The organism is Seonamhaeicola sp. S2-3 (genome assembly GCF_001971785.1).
Taxonomy (GTDB): domain Bacteria; phylum Bacteroidota; class Bacteroidia; order Flavobacteriales; family Flavobacteriaceae; genus Seonamhaeicola.
In genome coordinates this window covers 1,336,868-1,357,497 of sequence record NZ_CP019389.1, presented here as the reverse complement: position 1 = coordinate 1,357,497, position 20,630 = coordinate 1,336,868, and the positions used below count along the sequence as shown (strand labels likewise).

Below are 20,630 nucleotides of genomic sequence, written 5' to 3'. Positions count from 1 at the left end.
ATAACAGTTTTTTTATTTTGGGCAAAAATATACTTATTTAGACTAAATCCAAATAAAAACAAACGTTTTTTTAGAATGAATTTAAATAAGCGTTTTTTGTTTTAAAAATTAAAATCCAAATTTTAATTGTACACTTATGCTTTTTTTCTCTTGTGTTTTTTTTGGCTTTTCTGTATTTAAATTTGATAATGAAATGCCTAAAAGCCTTACAGAATTTTGTAGTTTTTCTTGGTATAATAACTCCTTAGCAGTTTCTAATATTACACTTTTATCGTTTATAAAATATGGTAGTGTTTTGCTGCGAGTTTGCAACGTAAAATCACTGTATTTAATTTTTAGGGTTACTGTTTTACCTGCTACATTACTCTTTGTTAAGCGTTTTGAAACTTCTGTGGCAATGTGGTCTAATTTATCTAGCATAAAAACTTCGCTAGATAGGTTTTCACTAAATGTACGTTCGGCAGCTAAACTTTTTCTAGTACGGTGGGGTTTAACTTCGCTAGTGTGAATACCTCTTACAATGTGGTAATAATACCTGCCAGATTTACCAAAATTGGCATCTAAATACTCTAATGATTTTTGTTTTAAATCAGCACCAGTAAAAATACCTTTTTGGTACATTTTTTCGGCCGTTACTTTGCCAACGCCGTAAAACTTTCTAATGTCTAGTTGCTCTAAAAATTCTATTACTTCTTCTGGGTTAACCGTTTTTTGTCCGTTAGGTTTATTGTAATCGCTTGCAATTTTGGCAATAAATTTATTAATAGAAATACCAGCCGAAGCCGTTAATCCAATTTCGTTTAAAATTCTATCTCTAATTTCTTTTGCAATTAGGGTAGCACTTGGGTTGCCTTTTTTGTTTTCAGTAACATCTAAGTAAGCTTCGTCTAATGAGAGAGGCTCTACTAAATCTGTATAATCAAAAAATATTTTTCTAATACGCTTAGAAATTTCAGAATAGCGCTCAAAATTAGGTTTTACAAAAATAAGTTCAGGACACAATTTTGCTGCTAATCTACCAGACATGGCACTTTTAACACCAAATGTTCTGGCTTCATAACTAGCGGCACTTACCACACCACGCTTACCGCCACCACCAACAGCAATGGGTTTTCCTTTTAATTTAGGGTTGTCCATTTGCTCAACAGAGGCATAAAACGCATCCATATCAACATGAATAATTTTTCGTATTGGTAAATCCACATACATACTGTAAATTTAGACATTAAATACTTTTTAGTATAACCTTCTTTTTAAAATTGAATGATAGAAATAGAACGTAAATTTTTGGTAAATTCTAATGCTTTTAAAAAAGACGCTTTTAAAGAAACTAGAATAATTCAAGGCTTTTTAAACACCCATAAAGAACGAACTGTAAGGGTAAGGTTAAAAGGGAACCAAGGTTTTTTAACCGTAAAAGGAAAATCATCAGATGATGGTTTAACACGTTTTGAATGGGAAACCAAAATATTAGATACCGATGCTAAAAAATTGTTAAATCTTTGTGAATCAGGAGTGATTGATAAAATTCGTTATGAGGTGCAGCTAAAAAATCATACTTTTGAGATAGATGAGTTTTTTGGAGATAATGAAGGCTTAATTATAGCCGAGGTTGAATTAAACTCTGAAAACGAAACCTTTGAAAAACCAGATTGGTTGGGAAAAGAAGTAACCGGAAATGTAAAATATTATAACTCTCAACTCAGTAAAAATCCTTATTGCAATTGGGAAAAATAAAAATATGATGAAAAAACTATTAATAACTCTATCTGTTTTAGCTTGTTTCATGTCTTGTAAAGAAGCACCTAAAACAAATTCAACAGACGCTAATGACAAGATTGATATAGAAGTAGATTCAACTAAAATAGACGTTGTTGAAGAAACTCCAGTTAAAAAAACAACCCAGCAAATAAAAGAAGAACTTACCTCAAAAGGTTTTAAGGTTTTTGATTATGTAGATGAAAAAACGCAAGATACTATCTTAATGCAACAATATTTTATGGCTTTTTTAAAACGAGGTCCCATTAGAAATCAAAACGAAGAAGAGGCAGCACTTATTCAAGAAGGACATTTAGCACATTTAGGTAAAATGTACGAGTTAGGTTATGCCGATATTTCTGGGCCATTTGGTGATGATGGTGATATTAGAGGTATAACCATTTACAACGTGCCAACCCTAAAAATGGCAGATAGTTTAGCAAAATCTGACCCAGCCGTTAAAGCTGGAAGAATAGAAGTTGAAATTCATCCGTGGTACGCAGCAAAAGGCTTTCCGTTACGCTAATGCTTAAAATTTTTCGCCCCATTATTTTTATTATTAATGTTATAATAATATTAGCATTAATAGGTATTCATTTTATAATCAAAGAGCATACTTACCAAACCTCTTTGTATTATTATACGTTTCCACTCCCTATCATTATCATTATAGTTTTGGTACTTTCTGTTTTCCTTAGCAAGAAATTTAGAAAGTATAATTTGTATTTAGCAGGCATTTTTTTAATTATTTGGTTAAGCAGAAGTTTTAAAATACATATAGCTGAAAATTTTGATGAAACAGATTTAGAAATTGTGTTTTGGAATGCCTCTCATTATAGAGAATTTGAAGATGTTTTTAAAGGGGTTGGAAGCATTCCTGATGTAGTGGTTTTGGTTGAATATCACGGTGATTATTTAGATGAAGCCAAAAAGAAATATCCTGAATATTATTTCTATGAAAGTAATGAAGAAGAAGTAGGTATATTTTCCAAAAACCCTATACAAGTTAAAGAGGTTATGCCATCAAAATATGGTTCTTCAGTTATTAATTTTGAAACTCATAATATTAATTTCTATGCTGTAGATGTTTCTGCAAGCATTGATGTTCCTAGAAGTTGGGAAACAGACTTTGTAAACAAAGCCATTACAAAAAAACAAAAAACCTTGGTGTTGGGCGATTTTAATGTTCCGTATGAATCGAAGTTTTTAACACCCATAAAAGAACATTTTAATCATGCTTTTAATAAAAAAGGATTTGGTTTTAGAGAAACCTGGTTTTATAATATTCCGCTATTATCTCTAGATCATATTTGGGTTTCAAAAGATTTAGAAATTTTAAAAACCGAAAAAGTAAGTACTTTTAAAAGTGATCATGCTATAATTAAAACGGTTATAAAAAACTAGTTATTTAGATACTTTAAACACACATTTAGCATCATTACCAAATGCATCAACCACTGTTAAAGTGTGCTTGCCTTGTTTGGGTAAAATAGCAAGTTCATGAATGTCTTTAGTACTACCAATAAAATGATTATCTATGTACCAAAACAGTGTGCTTTCAGGTTTTGAATGTGCTACTTTTAATATAAGTTGGTTGGTATCCCCATCAAAATTTTTAGGCAAATAAATAGTGTTATTGTCTTTTGGATAAATAAATTGCATAGAAATAGTTGTGTTGCCTAAACAATCATTTCTAAAAGGTGGTAATGTTTTATAAAACGGGTTGTTAGTTTTGTAATAATGCGCCATTAACGGTGGCAATACAAACCAAGAAGTGTGTTTTATATTGCTTACATCTTCGCAAGATGCATTTATTTGATAGGTTTTAGTACTATCTAAATGAACCAAAATATGGTACGGGCAAGGTTTAGTTTTTAGTCCGCTTAATTGAACATAAGTGTTTTCAGTATCGTTACAGTTTGGAGATGCTCTATAACCGCTTTGTTTACAAATGGTAATTGCTTGCATTTCATCAAATGGTTTGGCAAACCATTGGCTTTTTGGTAGTAAATTAAAAACTTCAAAAAGTATAGGTGCGGCAGTTTGCACGCCTACTAATCCGGGTCTGCCTTCACCATCAGCATTTCCAACCCATACGCCCACAACATAATCTTTAGTAGAGCCAATAGCCCAAGCATCTCTAAAACCAAAACTGGTACCGGTTTTCCAAGCTATTTGTTTAGAATCATCAAAAAACTCCCAATTTTCATCACCTTCGGGTCTGTTTACTTGTTTTAAGCTTTCAAAAGTTAAGTAAATAGAAGCGGCATCAAATAATGTTTTTTCAGATTGAAGGTCTCCAAAATCTACTGTTTTTGATGCAAACAAGGTTGGTTCGCAAAATTCATTAGAATAATATTCACTTGAAGTTTCAGAAAAATGATTTAAAGTTGAAGCCATGGCAGCATAACTTTTACATAAATCCCAAAGATTACTTTCGGCTCCGCCAAGAATTAAAGACAACCCATAATGATTAGCATTATATTTTAAGTCTTTTAATTTTAATGCTTTTAAATAATGATGAAACCTATCTAAACCAAACTCTTGTAGCATTCTAACCGAAGGCACGTTTAAAGACTGTGAAAGTGCTTTACTTGCAGGAATTGCACCTGCATAGGTTTTGTTGAAATTTTCAGGGTTGTAGCTTCCAAACTGGCTAGGTATATCGGCTACCAAAGTATTGGGCAATATATCGCCGGCATCTAACATGGCAGCGTATAAAAAGGGTTTTAAAATACTACCCGTGCTTCTGGGTTTATCAATAATATCAACATCTTTTTGGTGTGTTTTGGTAGTTGGTGTGTTGCCAACATAAGCCAAAACTTGTCTGGTTTTTACGTTTAAAACTAACACTGCGGCATTATGAATTTCATTTTGACTTAAAACCGAATAATGCTGTTTTACAATGGTATTTACTTGTTTTTGAAGTGAAACATCAATGGTAGTTTTTAAGGCTTCACCTGTATGTGTTTTAGATAATTTTTGCAACAAATGCGGTGCAATTTGAGGTAATGGGTAGGGTTTTTGTGGTAAATCTTCAGCAATAGATAAATTATAAGTTAATGAGTCTATAATATTATTTTGAAGTAATTTTTGAAGTAGTGTATTGCGTTTGTTACGTAAATGTATTTCGTTTTTACCCGGATAAATTAAACTTGGTGCATTAGGTAAAACAGCTAAAGTAGCACTTTCTGCCCAAGATAAATTGTAAGGACTTTGATTAAAATAGCGCCATGACGCGGCATCTAAACCAACTACGTTGCCACCAAAGGGCGCATTGCTTGCGTAGTAGCTTAAAATTTTTTCTTTTGAGGTTCTTAGTTCTAAGCGTGTGGCTAAAATGAGTTCTTTTAATTTTTCAAAATAAGTTCTTGGTTTTCCTTGTCTTGATAATCTAATTACCTGTTGTGTAATGGTGCTGCCACCACGTTTTATAGAGCCCGATTTTAGATTGTCTCTTAAAGCTTTAAAAATTGAGATAGGATTAAAACCTGGATGTTTATAAAAATATTCATCTTCAAACTGAATAATACAGGTTTTAAATTTTTCGGGTATGCTATCGTTATGCGGAAAACGCCATTGACCATCACTGGCTATTTTAGCGCCAATAAGCGTGTTGTTTGAACTGGTTATTACCGTTGAGGTTGGTGTTTTAAAAAGCTGCTTTGGTAAACAAAAATAGTAGGCTACCAAAAGTATGGCTAAGAAGGAAAATCTAACCTTACGTTTTTTTATGTAGCCTATTATTTTATTCAATTTTTATTGTTTTTATTAGTCATTTAGAATGCGTGAAGCAATCTAGTAATAAATAGAACTAAAATGATTTATAAGATTACTTTAGTTGTTTTTATTTGAAAATATGATTTAATATTAACAGCCCATAGGCACATTAAAAGCAACAATTTTTTCAATATTTTCATCATACATGGTGGTAAAAATAACTTTAAAATATATTTTACTAATACCAATTGTAGAGGCGCCTTTGTTAATTTTTTTATCGTCTTTAATCATATTATACCATACATCGCCACAATGCTCTTTTACGGCATTTTTAAATTCTGAAATATCAACGTTTATAAATTTATTTTGAGCTTTGTTGCTGTAGGTTATGGTTTCAAAAGTGCCTGTTTTTTTACTAGCTTTTAAAGGAGCCCAAGCAGAATAAAAATGTTTCCAATCTATTAAATCACAATGCGGACCTTCGGCTTGAATAGAGATGCTATTTTCATGTCTTTGAAACACTTTTATGCTTTTGTATTTTGAATGATGTCTAACACGAATGGTTTTGCCTTCAAGTGTTTCGCCCATTTCAAGAATGGCATCAACAGTATTATTTGAATGTGTTGAGACTTGCTCATCGCCAATAATTTCGGCATTTAAATTTTCAAATTCTAAAGTAAAGTCATCAAAACCTACAGTAAAGCGTTTTTCTATTTTATTTTCAGTTAAAAAACCATTAAATACGTAACCAGAACGGTTGTTGTAAATATCATCTTTACAGGTTACTTTTACCCATTCTCCAGAAACAATGTTGTTATCATCTTTAACATCAAGTTTTAAGTTTGTACGTTCTGTTATTTCTAGCGTGGTTCCATAAGCTAGTTTATCTATACGTTTTGAATCTTGACTAGGGTTGTCTCTTAAAAACAAACCATTATCGGCGTTTACATATCTTATTTCTTGTGCTTTAGCAATATTGAATGTTATTAATACTGCTATTATATAAATATATTTTTTCATTTTTTTAAAGTTTTTTTTTGTTATCTATTAAGCATAGGTAGTGTTAACCCAAATTTATTCTGGGTTCTCAAAAAAGATTAATAATCTATGTGATGAGACTCTGAACAACACTTGGATTGTACTTAGTGAATAGTTCAGAATGACAACTATAACTTTTTAGATAACGTTATTTGTTTACATTAATCCACTGCCCTTTAGTTTTCACTAAAAAGTCGTTATCATACATAGCTTCCGCCTGAATTCCAGGTAAGTAATAGCGCCCTAAGTAGGATGCATTTAGCATTACCGAGAATGTTTTGGTGCTATTAGAATTTCCGTTTTTGCTTAAGTCAAAATAGAAATTCACGCGGTCGTCTCTAATGTCTGTATAGCGCGCTTCACTAGAGGTTGTATCCCCAAAATCTGTAAACCGGGTATTTACAATTTCCCATCCCGAAGGGAAAATTTGGGTTAAAGCCACATCCTTAACTGGTGCACTTTTAAGGTTGTTAACTTTTACTGTAGCAATAAAATCTTGCCCTTGTTTTAAGTTGGCAACATCAATTGTATTGCCTTGCAAATCTTTATATGAATAGCTTATGCTTAGTCCGCGTTGTTCTGCAATTTCTTGTCCAACAGGTAGTTTTCCGGTGTTTAAAACACGCACATAAACCACATTATTATTACTGTTTGAAATTGAGATATTGTTTGTGCCTTCAACCACTTGTAATTCGCGTTGTGCAATGGCATTTTTAGTATTAATAGTTTCTTTTGATCCATTAATTGAGTAGTTGATATTTATGGCTTTTCCACCATTAGCATTTACCATTTTAGCCATAGCCAATAAACTGTAAGCGGTGGTTTGTGTACTCATCCAACGAGAACTAGATAAATCTTTGGCAATATATTCGGCTATTTCTCGCATTTTAGAATCTTTGGTTAATACCATAGTTTCTAGAGCCATGGCTCTATTTCTATCAACCGAACCGTATGAATAATAATCATATTTATTAGGTGTGAAATTGATGTTAGCCGATTGCGAAATACGTTCGCTAGCTTCTTTTTGTCCAGCCAAAGCATAAGCCGCTGCTAAGCGCCATTTGGCATCATTTGATAGTTCTGAAAACTCACGCAATCTATTCATAGATGCTAAATCTGGACTTCCTGCCAATGCTAAAGTGTACAATCTGTAGGCTTGTGCTACATCAGAATTATAATATTTGTAGCTTGGTCTCCAATCTCTAGCGGCTTGTTTTTGGTAGGTAATCCAATTACTTTTAAAAGTAAGTGGTAACACATAACCTTTCTTTTCTGCTTCAATCATAAAATGACCTGCGTAACTAGTACCCCAATCATCAGTACTGTTTTCACCTATCCAATAGCTTAATCCGCCATTTGGTTTTTGAAAATGAGCAAGACGCTTAATACCGTTTTTAATATTTTCTTGAATCTTTTGTTTTTTATCGGCAGTTAAATCGAAAATATCACTTAAGAATAACTGAGGGAATACGCTTGATGTTGTTTGCTCTACACACCCATGCGGATACTGAATTAAGTATTGCATTCTACGAGAGAAATCCATTGGAGGTAAAGTTGAAAACTCTACCGTAGCCGAATTTGTTCCGGCTACACCAAAGGTTTCAAAAGTAATTGTCTCTGAAGCATTAGCAGCCAGTGTTTTGTCTATAGATTTTGATGTAAACGGATTAGGGTTTACAACATCTAACTCAACTTTATAAGTAGATGTTTCACCATTACCTTTTGCAATAATTTCTACCGTATTGATGCCTTTAGCTTTACTTACATCTAAGGTGAAATAAGCCATTTTTTCATCAGGTTTTGGAAAACTAAGTTGTTTTGTTTTTTCACCTTCAATAGTAATACCATTGCTTAATTTTAGGCTAATATTTACGTTTTTAACTTTAGGTTCCATGGCAAAAATGGTTACTGGTAAGGTTACTTTTTCGCCTGGGCTTAATTTTCGCGGAAGCGTTGCTAACACCATTAAAGGTTTTTTAACTTGAACGGTTTTGTCGGTGCTTCCGTAAGCTTCATTAGTGTGGTCTCCAGCAACCACCATTGTTCTTACAGAGCCAATGTAATTTGGTATTTTTATAGTATGCGATTTTTGTTCGCCTTTCTTTAAGCTAAAAGGCCCTAAATACTTCACTACAGGTTTAAAGCGGTTAGCTTTTTTCTTTTTACCAGTAGTTGCACTACCATCACCACCAATGGCAAATACTTGGTCTATACTACCAGAATAGGCTCCTACTACATCATCAAAAACATCCCAAGTTTTTACCCCAAGCGCTTCACGTGCGTAAAAGCTGTTCCATGCATTTGGTGTTTTAAAACGTGTTAAATCTAGCAACCCTTCTTCTACTACAGCAATGGTGTAGGTCATGGGTTTTTTGTTTTTTTCAGAAACCGTAACCTTAAATTCTTGTTCTGGTTGTAGTACATCGGGCATGTATATTTGGGGCTCTAGTTTGGTGTTTGGATCTTCAACCATCATAGGTATTACACCGTAAAGTCTTATTGGTAAATCGTTTGCTGTTATAGCATGGGGTTGCAATAATGAAATGTTGATAAATACATTAGGTGCCATTTCTGGAGTTATAGGAATAGCAACCGTAGTTTCACCTTTTTGCGTTTTTACCCATTGGTAATCTATCACTTCGGTACCATTTTCAATACTCACTAAAGCACGTCCTTCGTTACCAGATTGAAAGGTTACTTTTGCTGTTTCTCCCACATTGTACGTTTCTTTATCACTAGAGAAAATGAGCATTTTAGCAGCTTCCTTATCGCCAGAACTTGCGTTTTGCCACCAATTTTTGTAGAAATATGCGGTTCTTCCTGTGGCATGCCCGCTCACAGGGTCTTCAATTCTAATTAAATAGCGACCTCTATCATGGTTTGGAACGTTAATGGTGAAACTTGCTTTACCATTGGCATTGGTGTTTATTTTTGATGTTGAATAAGGTCTGTGGTAGCTGCTAGACACGTAGCTTGATAAATTGTCGTAAGACGAGTTCCACCACCAACGCCATTCAATTTTATAGACTTTTACTTGCAGATTATTGCGTTTTATAGGGTTGCCTTGAGCATCAACTACTACAACATCAAAGGTTTGATTTTCATCTGTAAAGTACGAGCCATAAGCATTTCCTTTAGGAGAACGTAATCCTACAAATGAGCTGTAAGGTGCATACTTTTTTGTGAATGCATCAATAGAGAAGTCGCCACCATTTTCAAAAGCTCTCACTAAAAATTGAGCATTTAACATGCCAGGAGCTTTCTTTTTAATGTTTATTTTTTTATTGATGTTGGCTAAACCTTCGGCGTTTACTTTACCTTCAAACACATTAAACTCTTCAGAAGAAAAATTACGTGTAGGATCATTAAACACATAGTTTTTATAGTTTTTAAACCCAGCATTTGTTGATGTAAATTTTACTTTAACTTCGGTTTTTAAATTTTTGCCAGGAGCACCGTGTAGCCATTTTACGTCTAAATTACCAGTAAGTGGTTTTGTTGCAGTAAGCACATCATCTTCAAAATCAATTTTTATTTTTAATCGGTTAGGTTTTACGGTTTCAATTTTCAATCCTTTATGGAATGTAGCGCCACCAACCGATACTTTGGCATTGTAATTTCCTGTTTTGTCTTCGGCAGTTGTTGGCACCGTAAATTTGTATACATTATTTAGGTTGTAGCTGGTTACTTTTTTGAAAACTAACTTACCGTTAGGGTCTGTGATTTCTAGTTTTACTGGGTGGCCTTTAGGTAATTTGTTAGCATTGTCGTTTAACATAAAAGCTAAATGTAGCGTGTCACCCGGTCTCCAAACACCACGCTCACCATAAATGTAACCTTTAAGTCCGCGTTGAAGTTTTCTTCCAGAAACATCAAATTTGCTTAATGACAGTGCATTACCATCATAAAGACGCACGTAGGTAATATTATTGCCTTTTGAAATAATAGCGAAACTTGCATGTTTATCGGCATCTATAATAGTTAAACCATCTTTATCTGTTGTAGCCGAAGCAAGTTCTTGTTGCTGGAAATTATATAAAGTTACTTTAGCATTGGCTTCTGGCTGGGTAGTTAAAATATTAGTAACGGCAAAAAAGTAAGACTTATTGGTGCCTAGTTTTGCAATAACACCCAAGTTTGAAGCTATTAGGTTTTGTGATACTATTTTATTTTGATTATAGTACGCCTCATGGCAGGGGTTGTTTTCTTCACGCCAATTATAGGTGTAGTTTTTATAACGGTAAAGAAGGTTATCCCAGTATTTTTCTTCACGAAGTTCTTCATTTTCACTATCTGGATTATCATCTTCATAAAAATCGTCTTCGTAATAAGTATCTTCGTCTGTATTTGATGTATTAGTATTTGCTTCACAATCATACAATGAATAGCTTTTGTTAAAACTAAGTTCAACGCGGTAAATAGCGCCAATATCGGCTTTAAAATAGTTTGATAAATCTATACTATAAGCTTTCCATTTACCTGTGTTTTCGGCAGCTGTTTGCAATTGAATGGTTTGTTTTGCAATGCGGCGCCCCACTTTTTTAATGTTATATTGGTTATTGCTATTTAGGTTATTGTCTTGTAAAAACTGAAGCACATTGTCTTCAAAAATTTTAATAATTCTAACATCAACAGCACTTAGGTTTACCGCTTCAAAATTGAATTTTAATTCTTGCGAGTTTGGTAAAATACTACCGCTGTTTAATAAGCGCACTTGTGGTTTTAATGATTGAAAAGCAACAGTTTTAGAAAATGGTTTTTTAAGTTTAAAACCATCGGTATTTTTTATGCCTTGAAACACATCAACCTGAATATTACCTACCAATTTACTGCTTGGGTACACTTTTAAAACATTGCCGTCTACCACATATTTTGGGTTTTTTGCATTTTGAATAGACACCAAACCATCAAAATTTTGTTGCTTTTTTAATGGGTCTGAAAAATTAATAAGTAAATATTGTTCAGGTAATTGTACTACTTCGGTTTTTGTAATAGTGAAGTTATTTATACCTGGAATTACAATGGTATTTTCTCCTTTATTATTATCGGCATCAATAACTTTTCCATTCCATGAAACCTTAATATTACTGTCTTCAATAACTCGATTTATACTATCAATTTTAAATTCAAAAACCGTATTGTTTTTATAGCTTTCGTTAAAAACTATGTTTAGGTTTTTGCCATTTTGTTTGGCTGTAATTAATTTTTTAGCGTTTTCAATAGAAATAAGGTCTGCCGATTTTATAACGCCTTCAATGTATTGCCAGTTTTTGCTGTAAGATTGTAAATTGTTTGTAACTACATTAAAACTAGGGGTAATGGTTTTAAACTGAAAGGTGTAGTTTTTAAAATCTGAAGGTATGTCTTTATAAATTTCAGACAATTTTACGGTTACCGTATATTCGGTTGAAGCATCTAAATATTCATCTGGCGTAAAAATTAAGGTTTGGTTATTACCAACTTTTAGTGTGCCTTCAACATGAGGTTTAATGTTTATAATGTTATCTGTTATTTCTTGGTGCATTTCCCAACCATCAACTGGTTTAGCTAAATTAATTTGAATGGGTTTTACTACAGATGTTATTCCAGAAGTTGTGTAACTTATATAATCTCTGTACTTAAAAATATTATCGGTTTCAACAGTTTTTTCTTTACAGGAAGTTATTACTGAAACTACTAAAAAGGCGATAAATAATTTTTTTAAATACATGAGAAAAAAAGATTTTAAATGAACACAAACAAAAAATGTACGTTGTTTCCTGTTAATAAAGTTACGCTTTATAATTAAAGCTTAGACTTTATGTTTTTGTTAAATTGTTCTTAAATTTATATCACTAATAATTTTATAATTTTTATTAAAAGAGATTTTTTATTGATATTTTCGTAAAAAACGACTCAATAATTAAAAAATCAATATAAAATATACTTCAAAATGAAAGCATTTGGTTTAGATAAAGCATTACAAACTTTAGGTATTTTAACTGTAAACAACGGTACATCAACTGGTGTTAATAGTTTTGGTGAAGGTAAAATTATTAAAAGTTTTTCACCTGTAGATGGGCAATTGATAGGAAATGTAAAAACAACTACAGAAACAGATTACCAAAAGGTTATAGATGCTGCAACCAAAGCTTTTAAAACATGGCGATTAGTTCCTGCGCCACAACGCGGAGACATTGTACGCCAATTTGGAGATAAATTAAGAGCAAAAAAAGAAGCGTTAGGTAAATTAGTGTCTTATGAAATGGGAAAAAGCTACCAAGAGGGCTTGGGTGAAGTGCAAGAAATGATTGATATCTGTGATTTTGCAGTGGGTTTATCGCGTCAGCTACACGGTTTAACCATGCACAGTGAGCGTCCAGGGCATCGTATGTACGAGCAGTATCATCCGCTTGGGGTGGTTGGTATCATTTCTGCATTTAATTTTCCGGTAGCCGTTTGGTCTTGGAACACTGCTTTAGCTTGGGTTTGTGGCGATGTTTGTGTGTGGAAACCAAGTGAAAAAACACCGCTTTGTGGTGTTGCTTGCCAAAATATTATTGCAGAAGTTTTAAAAGAAAATAATTTACCCGAAGGTATTTCATGCTTAATTAATGGCAATTATAAAGTGGGTGAATTTATGACTAAGGACACCAGAATCCCTCTAGTGTCTGCCACTGGTTCAACCAGAATGGGTAAAATTGTGGCAAAAGAGGTAGCAGGCAGATTAGGTAAAACGTTATTAGAATTAGGTGGTAATAACGCTATTATTGTAACACCCGACGCCGATATAAAAATGACGGTTATTGGAGCTGTTTTTGGTGCTGTTGGTACCGCAGGACAACGCTGTACAAGTACGCGAAGGTTAATTATTCATGAAAGTATTTATGATAAAGTAAAACAAGCCATTGTTAATGCTTACAAACAAATAAAAATAGGAAATCCGTTAGATGAAACCAATCACGTAGGGCCACTAATTGATAAAGCTGCAGTAAAAATGTATGAAGATGCTTTAATTAAAGTTAAAAAAGAAGGCGGTACTATTTTAGTTGAAGGCAAAGTACTCTCGGGTAAAGGTTATGAAAGCGGTTGTTATGTTAAACCAGCTATTGCAGAAGCTAAGAATGACTTCGAAATTGTACAACATGAAACTTTTGCCCCTATTTTATACTTGTTGAAATACTCTGGAGATGTTACAAATGCTATTGATATTCAAAATGGTGTTGCTCAAGGTTTGAGTTCGGCTATAATGACTAATAATTTACGTGAAGCGGAACAATTTTTATCTCACGCAGGTAGCGATTGCGGAATTGCTAACGTTAATATAGGAACATCGGGTGCCGAAATTGGTGGCGCTTTTGGCGGTGAAAAGGAAACGGGTGGTGGTAGAGAATCGGGTTCAGATGCTTGGAAAGTTTACATGCGTAGACAAACAAATACTATTAATTACACCACAAAATTGCCCTTAGCACAGGGCATAAAGTTTAATTTATAACAATTAAACAAAATTTAAATGTGACTTTTTTCGGGTTAATGTTTCTTAAGTAATATGTAAAGTATTAAATTACAAACACTTAAACATTAATCAAAACAGTCTTTAAAATGAGTAAAAAAACATCCTATCTCTTAGGAATTCTACTCACAATTATTCTTGGTACTATTTTGTACTATTTCTTTTGCTGTAGTCAATGCTGTGATAGAAACTCTGATGCACAAAAGCAAAAACAAGAACCGTTGGTAGAAACCTCGCAAACAAAAAAAGCTACAAAAAATGCTTTTTCTATTACAGATGAAAATGGCGACTTAAAATTAGAAACTGCTAGCAATTTTAACTTTAAAACTTCAGAGTTTTCAATTTTACAACCCGTTTCTAATAATGTTGAAGAAAGCGTTTTAAAACTAAAGAATTATTTAATTGAAAATTCGCTTAAAGATTTAGAAATCACTGGACTTTATAAGAGCGAAGAGCAAAACAATTCTGCTTATCCTAATTTAGGTTTGGCAAGGGCCAATGCTGTTAAAAACTATTTGGTTTTACATGGTGTACCATCTAATCAGATTAACACTTTTGGTACGTTAAATGATGATATAGTTCCAGATGAAACTAATACACTTTACGGACCATTAAAATTTACAATGCAAACTTTAGATGCGTCTGATACTTCGGCACTAAAAGCATTAGAAAAAGCCTGCGATTCTATTAGAACTAATCCGTTAGTACTTCATTTTAAAACAGGACAAGCAGCTATTAATTTAACAGCCGAACAACGCCAAAAAATTGCCAACATTTCTCATTGTGTTGATAAATTAGGTGTAAAAGTTCAGGTAGTTGGACATACAGATAATTCAGGAGATACCAATAATAATGTTGTTTTAGGCAAACAACGTGCAGATTTTGCAAAAGGTTATTTGGTTAAAAATGGCATTTTAGAGCAAAATATTGAAACTTCTTCAAAAGGACCACATGAACCCATTGCAGACAATGCAACCGAAGAAGGTAGGGCAAAAAACCGAAGAACCGTAATAACAATTAATTAAAAACATTTTAAAAAATATAATCATGACTTTATTAACAATATCAATACCATGCTGGTTAATTCCGTTATTAGTAGGTTTAATTTCAGCAATATTAGGATACTTACTAGGCAGACTTATAGGAGGAGGAAGTAATGACGTAAGTGATAAAATAGCAAAATTAGAAGCAGATTTAGAGGCTTGTTTAAAAAGTAAGAAAACCCTAAAAAATGATTTAGACACTTGTTTAACAAGTAAAGAAACTTACAAAAGAGAATTGAACACTACCAAAGCATCTTTAGCAAATTCAACAAATGAGGTAGCTTTAATTCCTTTTAATGCAGCTACTGCAAAAACTGTTTTTGGTAAAAAAATTAAGGAAAACGATTTAACGGTGGTTGAAGGCATTGGTCCAAAAATTCAAGGGTTATTTCATAATCACGATGTTAAAACATGGAAAGCATTAGCAGAATGTAGTATAGAAAAATGTCAGGAAGTTTTAAAAAGCGGAGGTGATAGGTTTAAAATGCATAACCCAAGCACATGGCCAAAACAAGCTAAATTAGCCTATGAAGGTAAATGGCAAGAACTAAAAGATTGGCAAGACCAATTAGATGGTGGTGTTTAAAAAAAAGTACAGCCTGCTGTTTTAAGCGGGCTTTACTTTTTTAGACTAATTGATAAACTACCTTTTAAAATGAAGTTCATAATTGTTACTACCAATAACCAATTCTGTTTTGGTTAAAGTGATTATATTGGTTGCGTTTGTTGAGCCTTCACTTGTGAGTAGAATTTGATTTTCATCATCACTTAAAACATATGTTACTACTTCTATGCCTGTAGATTCACAATCGGTTCCATTAAATCCAAAGCTTTCTGCCACAAGCGTGCCGTCATTATAAAAATTATAATAAATGTTTTGTTCACACTCGTCGGCAATAAATTCTGTTACTGGCGTTGTTGAATTATCTACTTGTTTTACTATAAACCATTTGTGAGCCAAAAGTTCTGCTGTTGTTGGTTCTGTTGCATCATCATCACTAGAACAAGAAAAGAATGATGTTAGTAATACTAAAACAAAAAGTAATTTGTAGTTTTTGATAAGGGTTTTCATAATGTTTCTTTTAATTGTTTTTCTTTATAAAGGTTAACATTTTATACTTTAAAGATGTTACATTTATTTAGAGCTAAATTACTAGGCTCTTTAGATGTAGGGTACAACATATGTTACAAATGATAGAAGATATGTGATATAGTAATAATTTTATGTTTTAAATGGAAGGCTCTTTAAAAAGCGTTGAAGTCCTTAAAAATATTCCATACAATTAGTAAGTATTATTGTAAACTTATAGTCTTAAAAATTAAACCATAGAGATTAAGATAAAGCACAGAAGAAAAACTTTTTTTAAGAATGTTAATTTAGAGAGCATGGAAATTTTGTTTTTACAAAACTCAACTCTTACCATAATAGATTTCATCTAGTTTCTGTCTTTAATTTATAAGAATTGCAACATTTGTTTTAATCATTGCTTCACAAATAGCTGCTTTTTACACAGCAAGAAAGTAATTTTATTTTTTAAAAAATAAATATATAAACTCAAACGAAAAATGAAAAAACTTTGTAGATCCATACTTATTTTAACTTGTATGTTGGTGAATAATCCTGAAATTTTTGCTCAAAAAAAGGGTTCTAAATTAGACCATAATATTGAGTCAAAAATAGATAGTATTTTACCATTATTGACGCTAAAAGAAAAAGTAGATATGTGCCATGCGCAATCTAAATTTAGCACTAAAGGCGTAGGAAGGTTAGGAATACCAGAAATATGGATGTCAGATGGTCCTCACGGTGTAAGAGCCGAAATTAGCTGGGATTCATGGGATTATGCTGGATGGACAAACGACTCAATCACCGCTTTTCCTGCATTAACCTGTTTGGCAGCTACTTTTAACCCAGAATTGGCCGAAGCAATTGGATTTAGTCTTGGTGAAGAAGCACGATACAGGAAAAAAGATGTACTCCTAGGGCCTGGAGTTAATATTTACAGAACCCCGCTTAACGGTAGAAATTTTGAATATATGGGAGAAGACCCATTCTTAGCTTCAAAGATGGTGGTGCCCTATATTAAAGGTGTACAAAAAAATAATGTAGCCGCTTGTGTTAAACATTTTGCCTTAAACAACCAAGAACATTGGAGAAATACTGTTAATGTAGAAGTAAGTGATAGAGCCTTGCATGAGATTTATTTGCCAGCCTTTAAAGCAGCTGTACAAGAAGCCGGTGTTTGGGCTGTAATGGGAGCATACAATAAATTTAGAGGACAATACGCTACACATAACGAATTACTTACTAAAAAAATCTTAAAAGGTGATTGGAATTATGATGGAGTAGTAATTAGTGATTGGAGTTCTACGCACAATACAATGGAAGCTGCAATGAATGGATTAGATCTTGAAATGGGAACAGGAACAGATGGTTTAGGCACAAACTCTGTTAACCACTATGATAATTATTATCTAGCATCACCGTTTTTAAAAGCTTTAAAATCAGGAGAAATTGATGAAGCTGTTCTTAACGACAAAGTAAGACGTATCTTGAGATTAATGTTTCGTACAACATTAAAAACCAATAGAGGTTTTGGAAGAATTAATAATAAAGAACACCATGATGTAGCCAGAAAAGTTGCTCAAGAGGGAATTGTTTTATTAAAAAATGAAAATAAATTTTTTCCTATTGAAGATAAAAAAGGAGTAACAATTGCAGTTATTGGTGAAAATGCAACCCGTTCTATGACAGCCGGGGGAGGGTCTTCAGAGTTAAAACCTCAATTTGAAATATCTCCGTTAGAAGGTTTAAAAGTACGTTATAAAAACGCAAATATTGTACATGCTATGGGGTATGCAACTGGCCCATCAGTTTATGATGCTATTATACCATCTAAACTGAACGCAGACTCTCTCAGGACAGAAGCTGTAAAAGTTGCAAAAAATGCTGATATTGTTTTATTCTTTGGCGGGTTGAACAAAAGTCACCTTCAAGATTGTGAAGGTGCCGATAGAACGCAGTTTAACTTACCTTTTGGCCAAGACGAATTACTCAATGATATATTAAAAGTAAACAAAAATGTTGGATATATTTTAATGTCTGGAAATGCGGTTGAAATGCCTTGGTTAAAAAATATTGATGGCCTTATGCAAACATGGTACTTAGGTAGTATGGCTGGATATAGTATTGCTGATGTCATCAGCGGAGATGTAAATCCTTCGGGAAAATTACCATTTTCTTTCCCTGTTAAATTAGAAGATAATGCTGCACACTCATTTGGAGAATCTTCATATCCTGGGGTAAATCAAGAACAATACTATAAGGAAGGTATTTTAGTTGGTTACAGGTGGCATGATACTAAAAAAATCCCATCTCTTTATGCCTTTGGTTATGGACTTTCTTATACTAGTTTTAACATTACAGATGTAAAAACGGATAAAAAAACATACCATCCTAACGACAAAATTAGGGTAACTTGCCAAGTAACAAATAGTGGTAATTTTGATGGATCCGAGGTTGTTCAAGTATACATTGGTAAACCAAAATCTAAGGTAAAAAGAGCTTTAAAAGAACTGAAAGGGTTTCAGAAAGTACATTTAAAAAAGGGAGCATCTAAAAGTGTAGAAGTTATTATAGATACTGCCAATCTTGCTTTTTATGACGAATCTATTTCTGATTGGAACCTTGAAAATGGGGGTTACAAGGTTTATGTAGGCAATGCCTCTAATAACATTATTAAAACCATAAAAATAAACATTAATTAGAACTGTTAAAAAAACAGTATATTATTACCATACTTATAGATTTTAAAATCTCAGGTTGATTATCAATCTGGGGTTTTTTTATTCTTTAATCTTTAAAAACATTTCTTTATAAATCCAGAATATTTGTAAAACAATTTAAGAAATCTACTTAGGGGTCTCTTTAAATCATTTCACCCTTGTAATTAAGAATATGTAACACGTTTTTAACAGGATTGATTCTTGTCAGAAAAATGATTTTAGTAATTTAAATAAGTTATGTGGTAGAAATAACCCCAAATAAAGTATAAACTCCTTTTTATGAATAAAAAAAATCGTCTGAAAAGTATTTTCAGACGATTTGTCAAACTAAAAAACTAAACAAAACTTATTCTAACCCCTCTAAAAATCCTGTATGAGACTTTTTTAATTCAAATTTATTATTATACAATAGTGGCCAGTCATTCCCTGGATGATTTAAGTCGGTACTATAAGGTATCCAAGATTCGTTATCTTTAAAACCCCATACTGTTAAAGCATATTTATTTGCTTTAGGAAGCGCGTTATATATTTTAACAATCTCTTTATATTTTTCCTTTTGAGCCAATGCTCTTTCCTCTGTAAGGTAAGAGATGTCATTATTTTGGTTCACTTGAATATCTAATTCAGAAACGTGCACTTTTAAACCTAAGGCAACAGCTCTATTTATGTCTGTCTCTATTTGTTCTTTGGTTGGGCTTAAATAATTATTGTGCATTTGAAAACCAACTCCATCAATAAGGTTGTTCGACTTTAAATTATCTACTATACTAAATACTTTATCTTGTTTAGGTATATTGGTAGATGTTGCATAATCATTATAGAACAATAACAAGTCGGTATCTCCGGCAGCATTTGCAGCATCTCTCGCCCACTGGTAGCAATCTTTAATATAATCAGGACCCATTTTTTGGAGAAAAATAGTATTTCTCATGTTACCATTATCATCAACAGCTTCATTTACAACATCCCACGAGCTTACTTTTCCGGCATAGTGGGTAACTACATCGGTTATGTATTTTTTTACTTCTAAAGCAAACTCAGCATCTGTACCCGAAAAATCAGATAACCAATCGGGGACGGCATTATGCCACACTAAAGCATGCCCATGAACATTTATCCCGTTATCATTTCCGTAATTAACTATTTTATCGGCAGCTTCCCAATTATAAGATCCGCTCCCTGTGGAAATTGGGTCCATTTTCATTTCATATTCAGCCGTAATGCTGCTAAATTCATTTTTTAGTACCACATCATAAGCACTTCCTTCAGTCAATTGATTGGATTTAACCGCTACACCTACAAAAAAAGGATTTTCTAAAGCATTTGCTTTGACCTTAAGAAAAGTAGGGTCTTCAGATTCTTCAGGGGCAACCCCTGTTGTAGTAACTGTTATAACATTTGAATTATTGGTGATTTCTGTGCCTTTTTGGGCTCTTACCCTGTAATAATAGTTACTTGCCGGAGAAAGTCCTGTTATAGTAACAGCGTTATCTTGAACAATAAGAGCATCGTATCCAGTAAGCATAACAGAAAAATCGCTATCTGTTGAAACATCCACTAAATAATTTTCTGCCTCGGGAACCAAAACCCAATTGGCTTGAAAGGAATCATCTGTAACATTACTAGCTATTGAGGCAAATGGTATAGCTAACTTAGTAGAAGGTTCTGGGGAATTTTTATTATCGTCTTCACTACAATTTAGTAGTGTAAGCACTAAAAAAAAAGCTATTCCCATTTCTATCTTGATTATTCTCATTTTTATATGTTTAAAAAAGGTTACTATTTTTTATATA

Annotated in this window: 13 protein-coding genes; 7 read left to right on the top strand and 6 right to left on the bottom strand. The window is 32.9% G+C overall.

Annotation, left to right across the window (positions count from 1 at the left end):
• Positions 1–108 precede the first annotated feature (108 nt).
• Complete coding sequence (gene dinB, locus BWZ22_RS06330) at positions 109–1,209, bottom strand: DNA polymerase IV (RefSeq protein ID WP_076698741.1); 1,101 nt, start codon at positions 1,207–1,209, stop codon at positions 109–111.
• A 54-nt stretch (positions 1,210–1,263) separates the two neighbouring features.
• On the opposite strand from dinB, the gene BWZ22_RS06325 reads away from it, so the two are divergent.
• From BWZ22_RS06325 to BWZ22_RS06315, 3 genes are read left to right on the top strand one after another with little or no spacing between them, the layout of a single operon-like run.
• A complete protein-coding gene (locus BWZ22_RS06325) occupies positions 1,264–1,737 on the top strand; it encodes a CYTH domain-containing protein (RefSeq protein WP_076698740.1) in 474 nt (157 codons plus the stop codon).
• A gap of 4 nt (positions 1,738–1,741) precedes the next feature.
• Positions 1,742–2,284 carry a YciI family protein gene (locus BWZ22_RS06320; RefSeq protein ID WP_076698738.1) on the top strand — a complete coding sequence of 181 codons (543 nt, stop codon included), beginning with the start codon at positions 1,742–1,744 and terminating at the stop codon, positions 2,282–2,284.
• On the top strand, positions 2,284–3,162 hold the full coding sequence (locus BWZ22_RS06315) for an endonuclease/exonuclease/phosphatase family protein (RefSeq protein WP_076698737.1): 879 nt from the start codon (positions 2,284–2,286) through the stop codon (positions 3,160–3,162). The genes BWZ22_RS06320 and BWZ22_RS06315 overlap by 1 nt, the downstream gene beginning before the upstream one ends.
• Here BWZ22_RS06315 and pbpC read toward each other — a convergent pair whose 3' ends face one another.
• The 3 genes from pbpC to BWZ22_RS06300 all read right to left on the bottom strand — a co-directional run bounded on the left by pbpC (position 3,163) and on the right by BWZ22_RS06300 (position 12,226).
• Positions 3,163–5,514, bottom strand: a complete 2,352-nt coding sequence (pbpC, locus tag BWZ22_RS06310) for a penicillin-binding protein 1C (protein WP_076698735.1) — start codon at positions 5,512–5,514, stop codon at positions 3,163–3,165.
• Between the two features lie 114 nt (positions 5,515–5,628).
• Positions 5,629–6,498 (bottom strand): SH3 domain-containing protein, encoded by an 870-nt coding sequence (locus BWZ22_RS06305; RefSeq protein ID WP_076698734.1) that lies wholly within the window; start codon positions 6,496–6,498, stop codon positions 5,629–5,631.
• A gap of 166 nt (positions 6,499–6,664) precedes the next feature.
• Positions 6,665–12,226, bottom strand: a complete 5,562-nt coding sequence (locus BWZ22_RS06300; RefSeq protein ID WP_076698732.1) for an alpha-2-macroglobulin — start codon at positions 12,224–12,226, stop codon at positions 6,665–6,667.
• Positions 12,227–12,448: 222 nt separating this feature from the next.
• Here BWZ22_RS06300 and BWZ22_RS06295 point away from each other — a divergent pair, with 222 nt between their 5' ends.
• The 3 genes from BWZ22_RS06295 to BWZ22_RS06285 all read left to right on the top strand — a co-directional run bounded on the left by BWZ22_RS06295 (position 12,449) and on the right by BWZ22_RS06285 (position 15,637).
• Entirely contained in the window at positions 12,449–13,990 is a 1,542-nt protein-coding gene (locus BWZ22_RS06295) for an aldehyde dehydrogenase family protein (protein ID WP_076698731.1), read from the top strand.
• A gap of 107 nt (positions 13,991–14,097) precedes the next feature.
• A complete protein-coding gene (locus BWZ22_RS06290) occupies positions 14,098–15,033 on the top strand; it encodes an OmpA family protein (RefSeq protein WP_076698729.1) in 936 nt (311 codons plus the stop codon).
• 22 nt (positions 15,034–15,055) lie between these two features.
• Positions 15,056–15,637: a hypothetical protein gene (locus BWZ22_RS06285; RefSeq protein WP_076698728.1), complete on the top strand. Its 582-nt coding sequence runs from the start codon at positions 15,056–15,058 to the stop codon at positions 15,635–15,637.
• Positions 15,638–15,694: 57 nt separating this feature from the next.
• Here BWZ22_RS06285 and BWZ22_RS06280 read toward each other — a convergent pair whose 3' ends face one another.
• A complete protein-coding gene (locus tag BWZ22_RS06280) occupies positions 15,695–16,123 on the bottom strand; it encodes a lipocalin family protein (protein WP_076698726.1) in 429 nt (142 codons plus the stop codon).
• 494 nt (positions 16,124–16,617) lie between these two features.
• On the opposite strand from BWZ22_RS06280, the gene BWZ22_RS06275 reads away from it, so the two are divergent.
• On the top strand, positions 16,618–18,819 hold the full coding sequence (locus BWZ22_RS06275; protein ID WP_076698725.1) for a beta-glucosidase: 2,202 nt from the start codon (positions 16,618–16,620) through the stop codon (positions 18,817–18,819).
• 364 nt (positions 18,820–19,183) lie between these two features.
• On the opposite strand, the gene BWZ22_RS06270 is transcribed toward BWZ22_RS06275, so the two are convergent.
• Positions 19,184–20,593, bottom strand: a complete 1,410-nt coding sequence (locus BWZ22_RS06270) for an endo-1,4-beta-xylanase (protein ID WP_232225238.1) — start codon at positions 20,591–20,593, stop codon at positions 19,184–19,186.
• Positions 20,594–20,630: the final 37 nt, after the last annotated feature.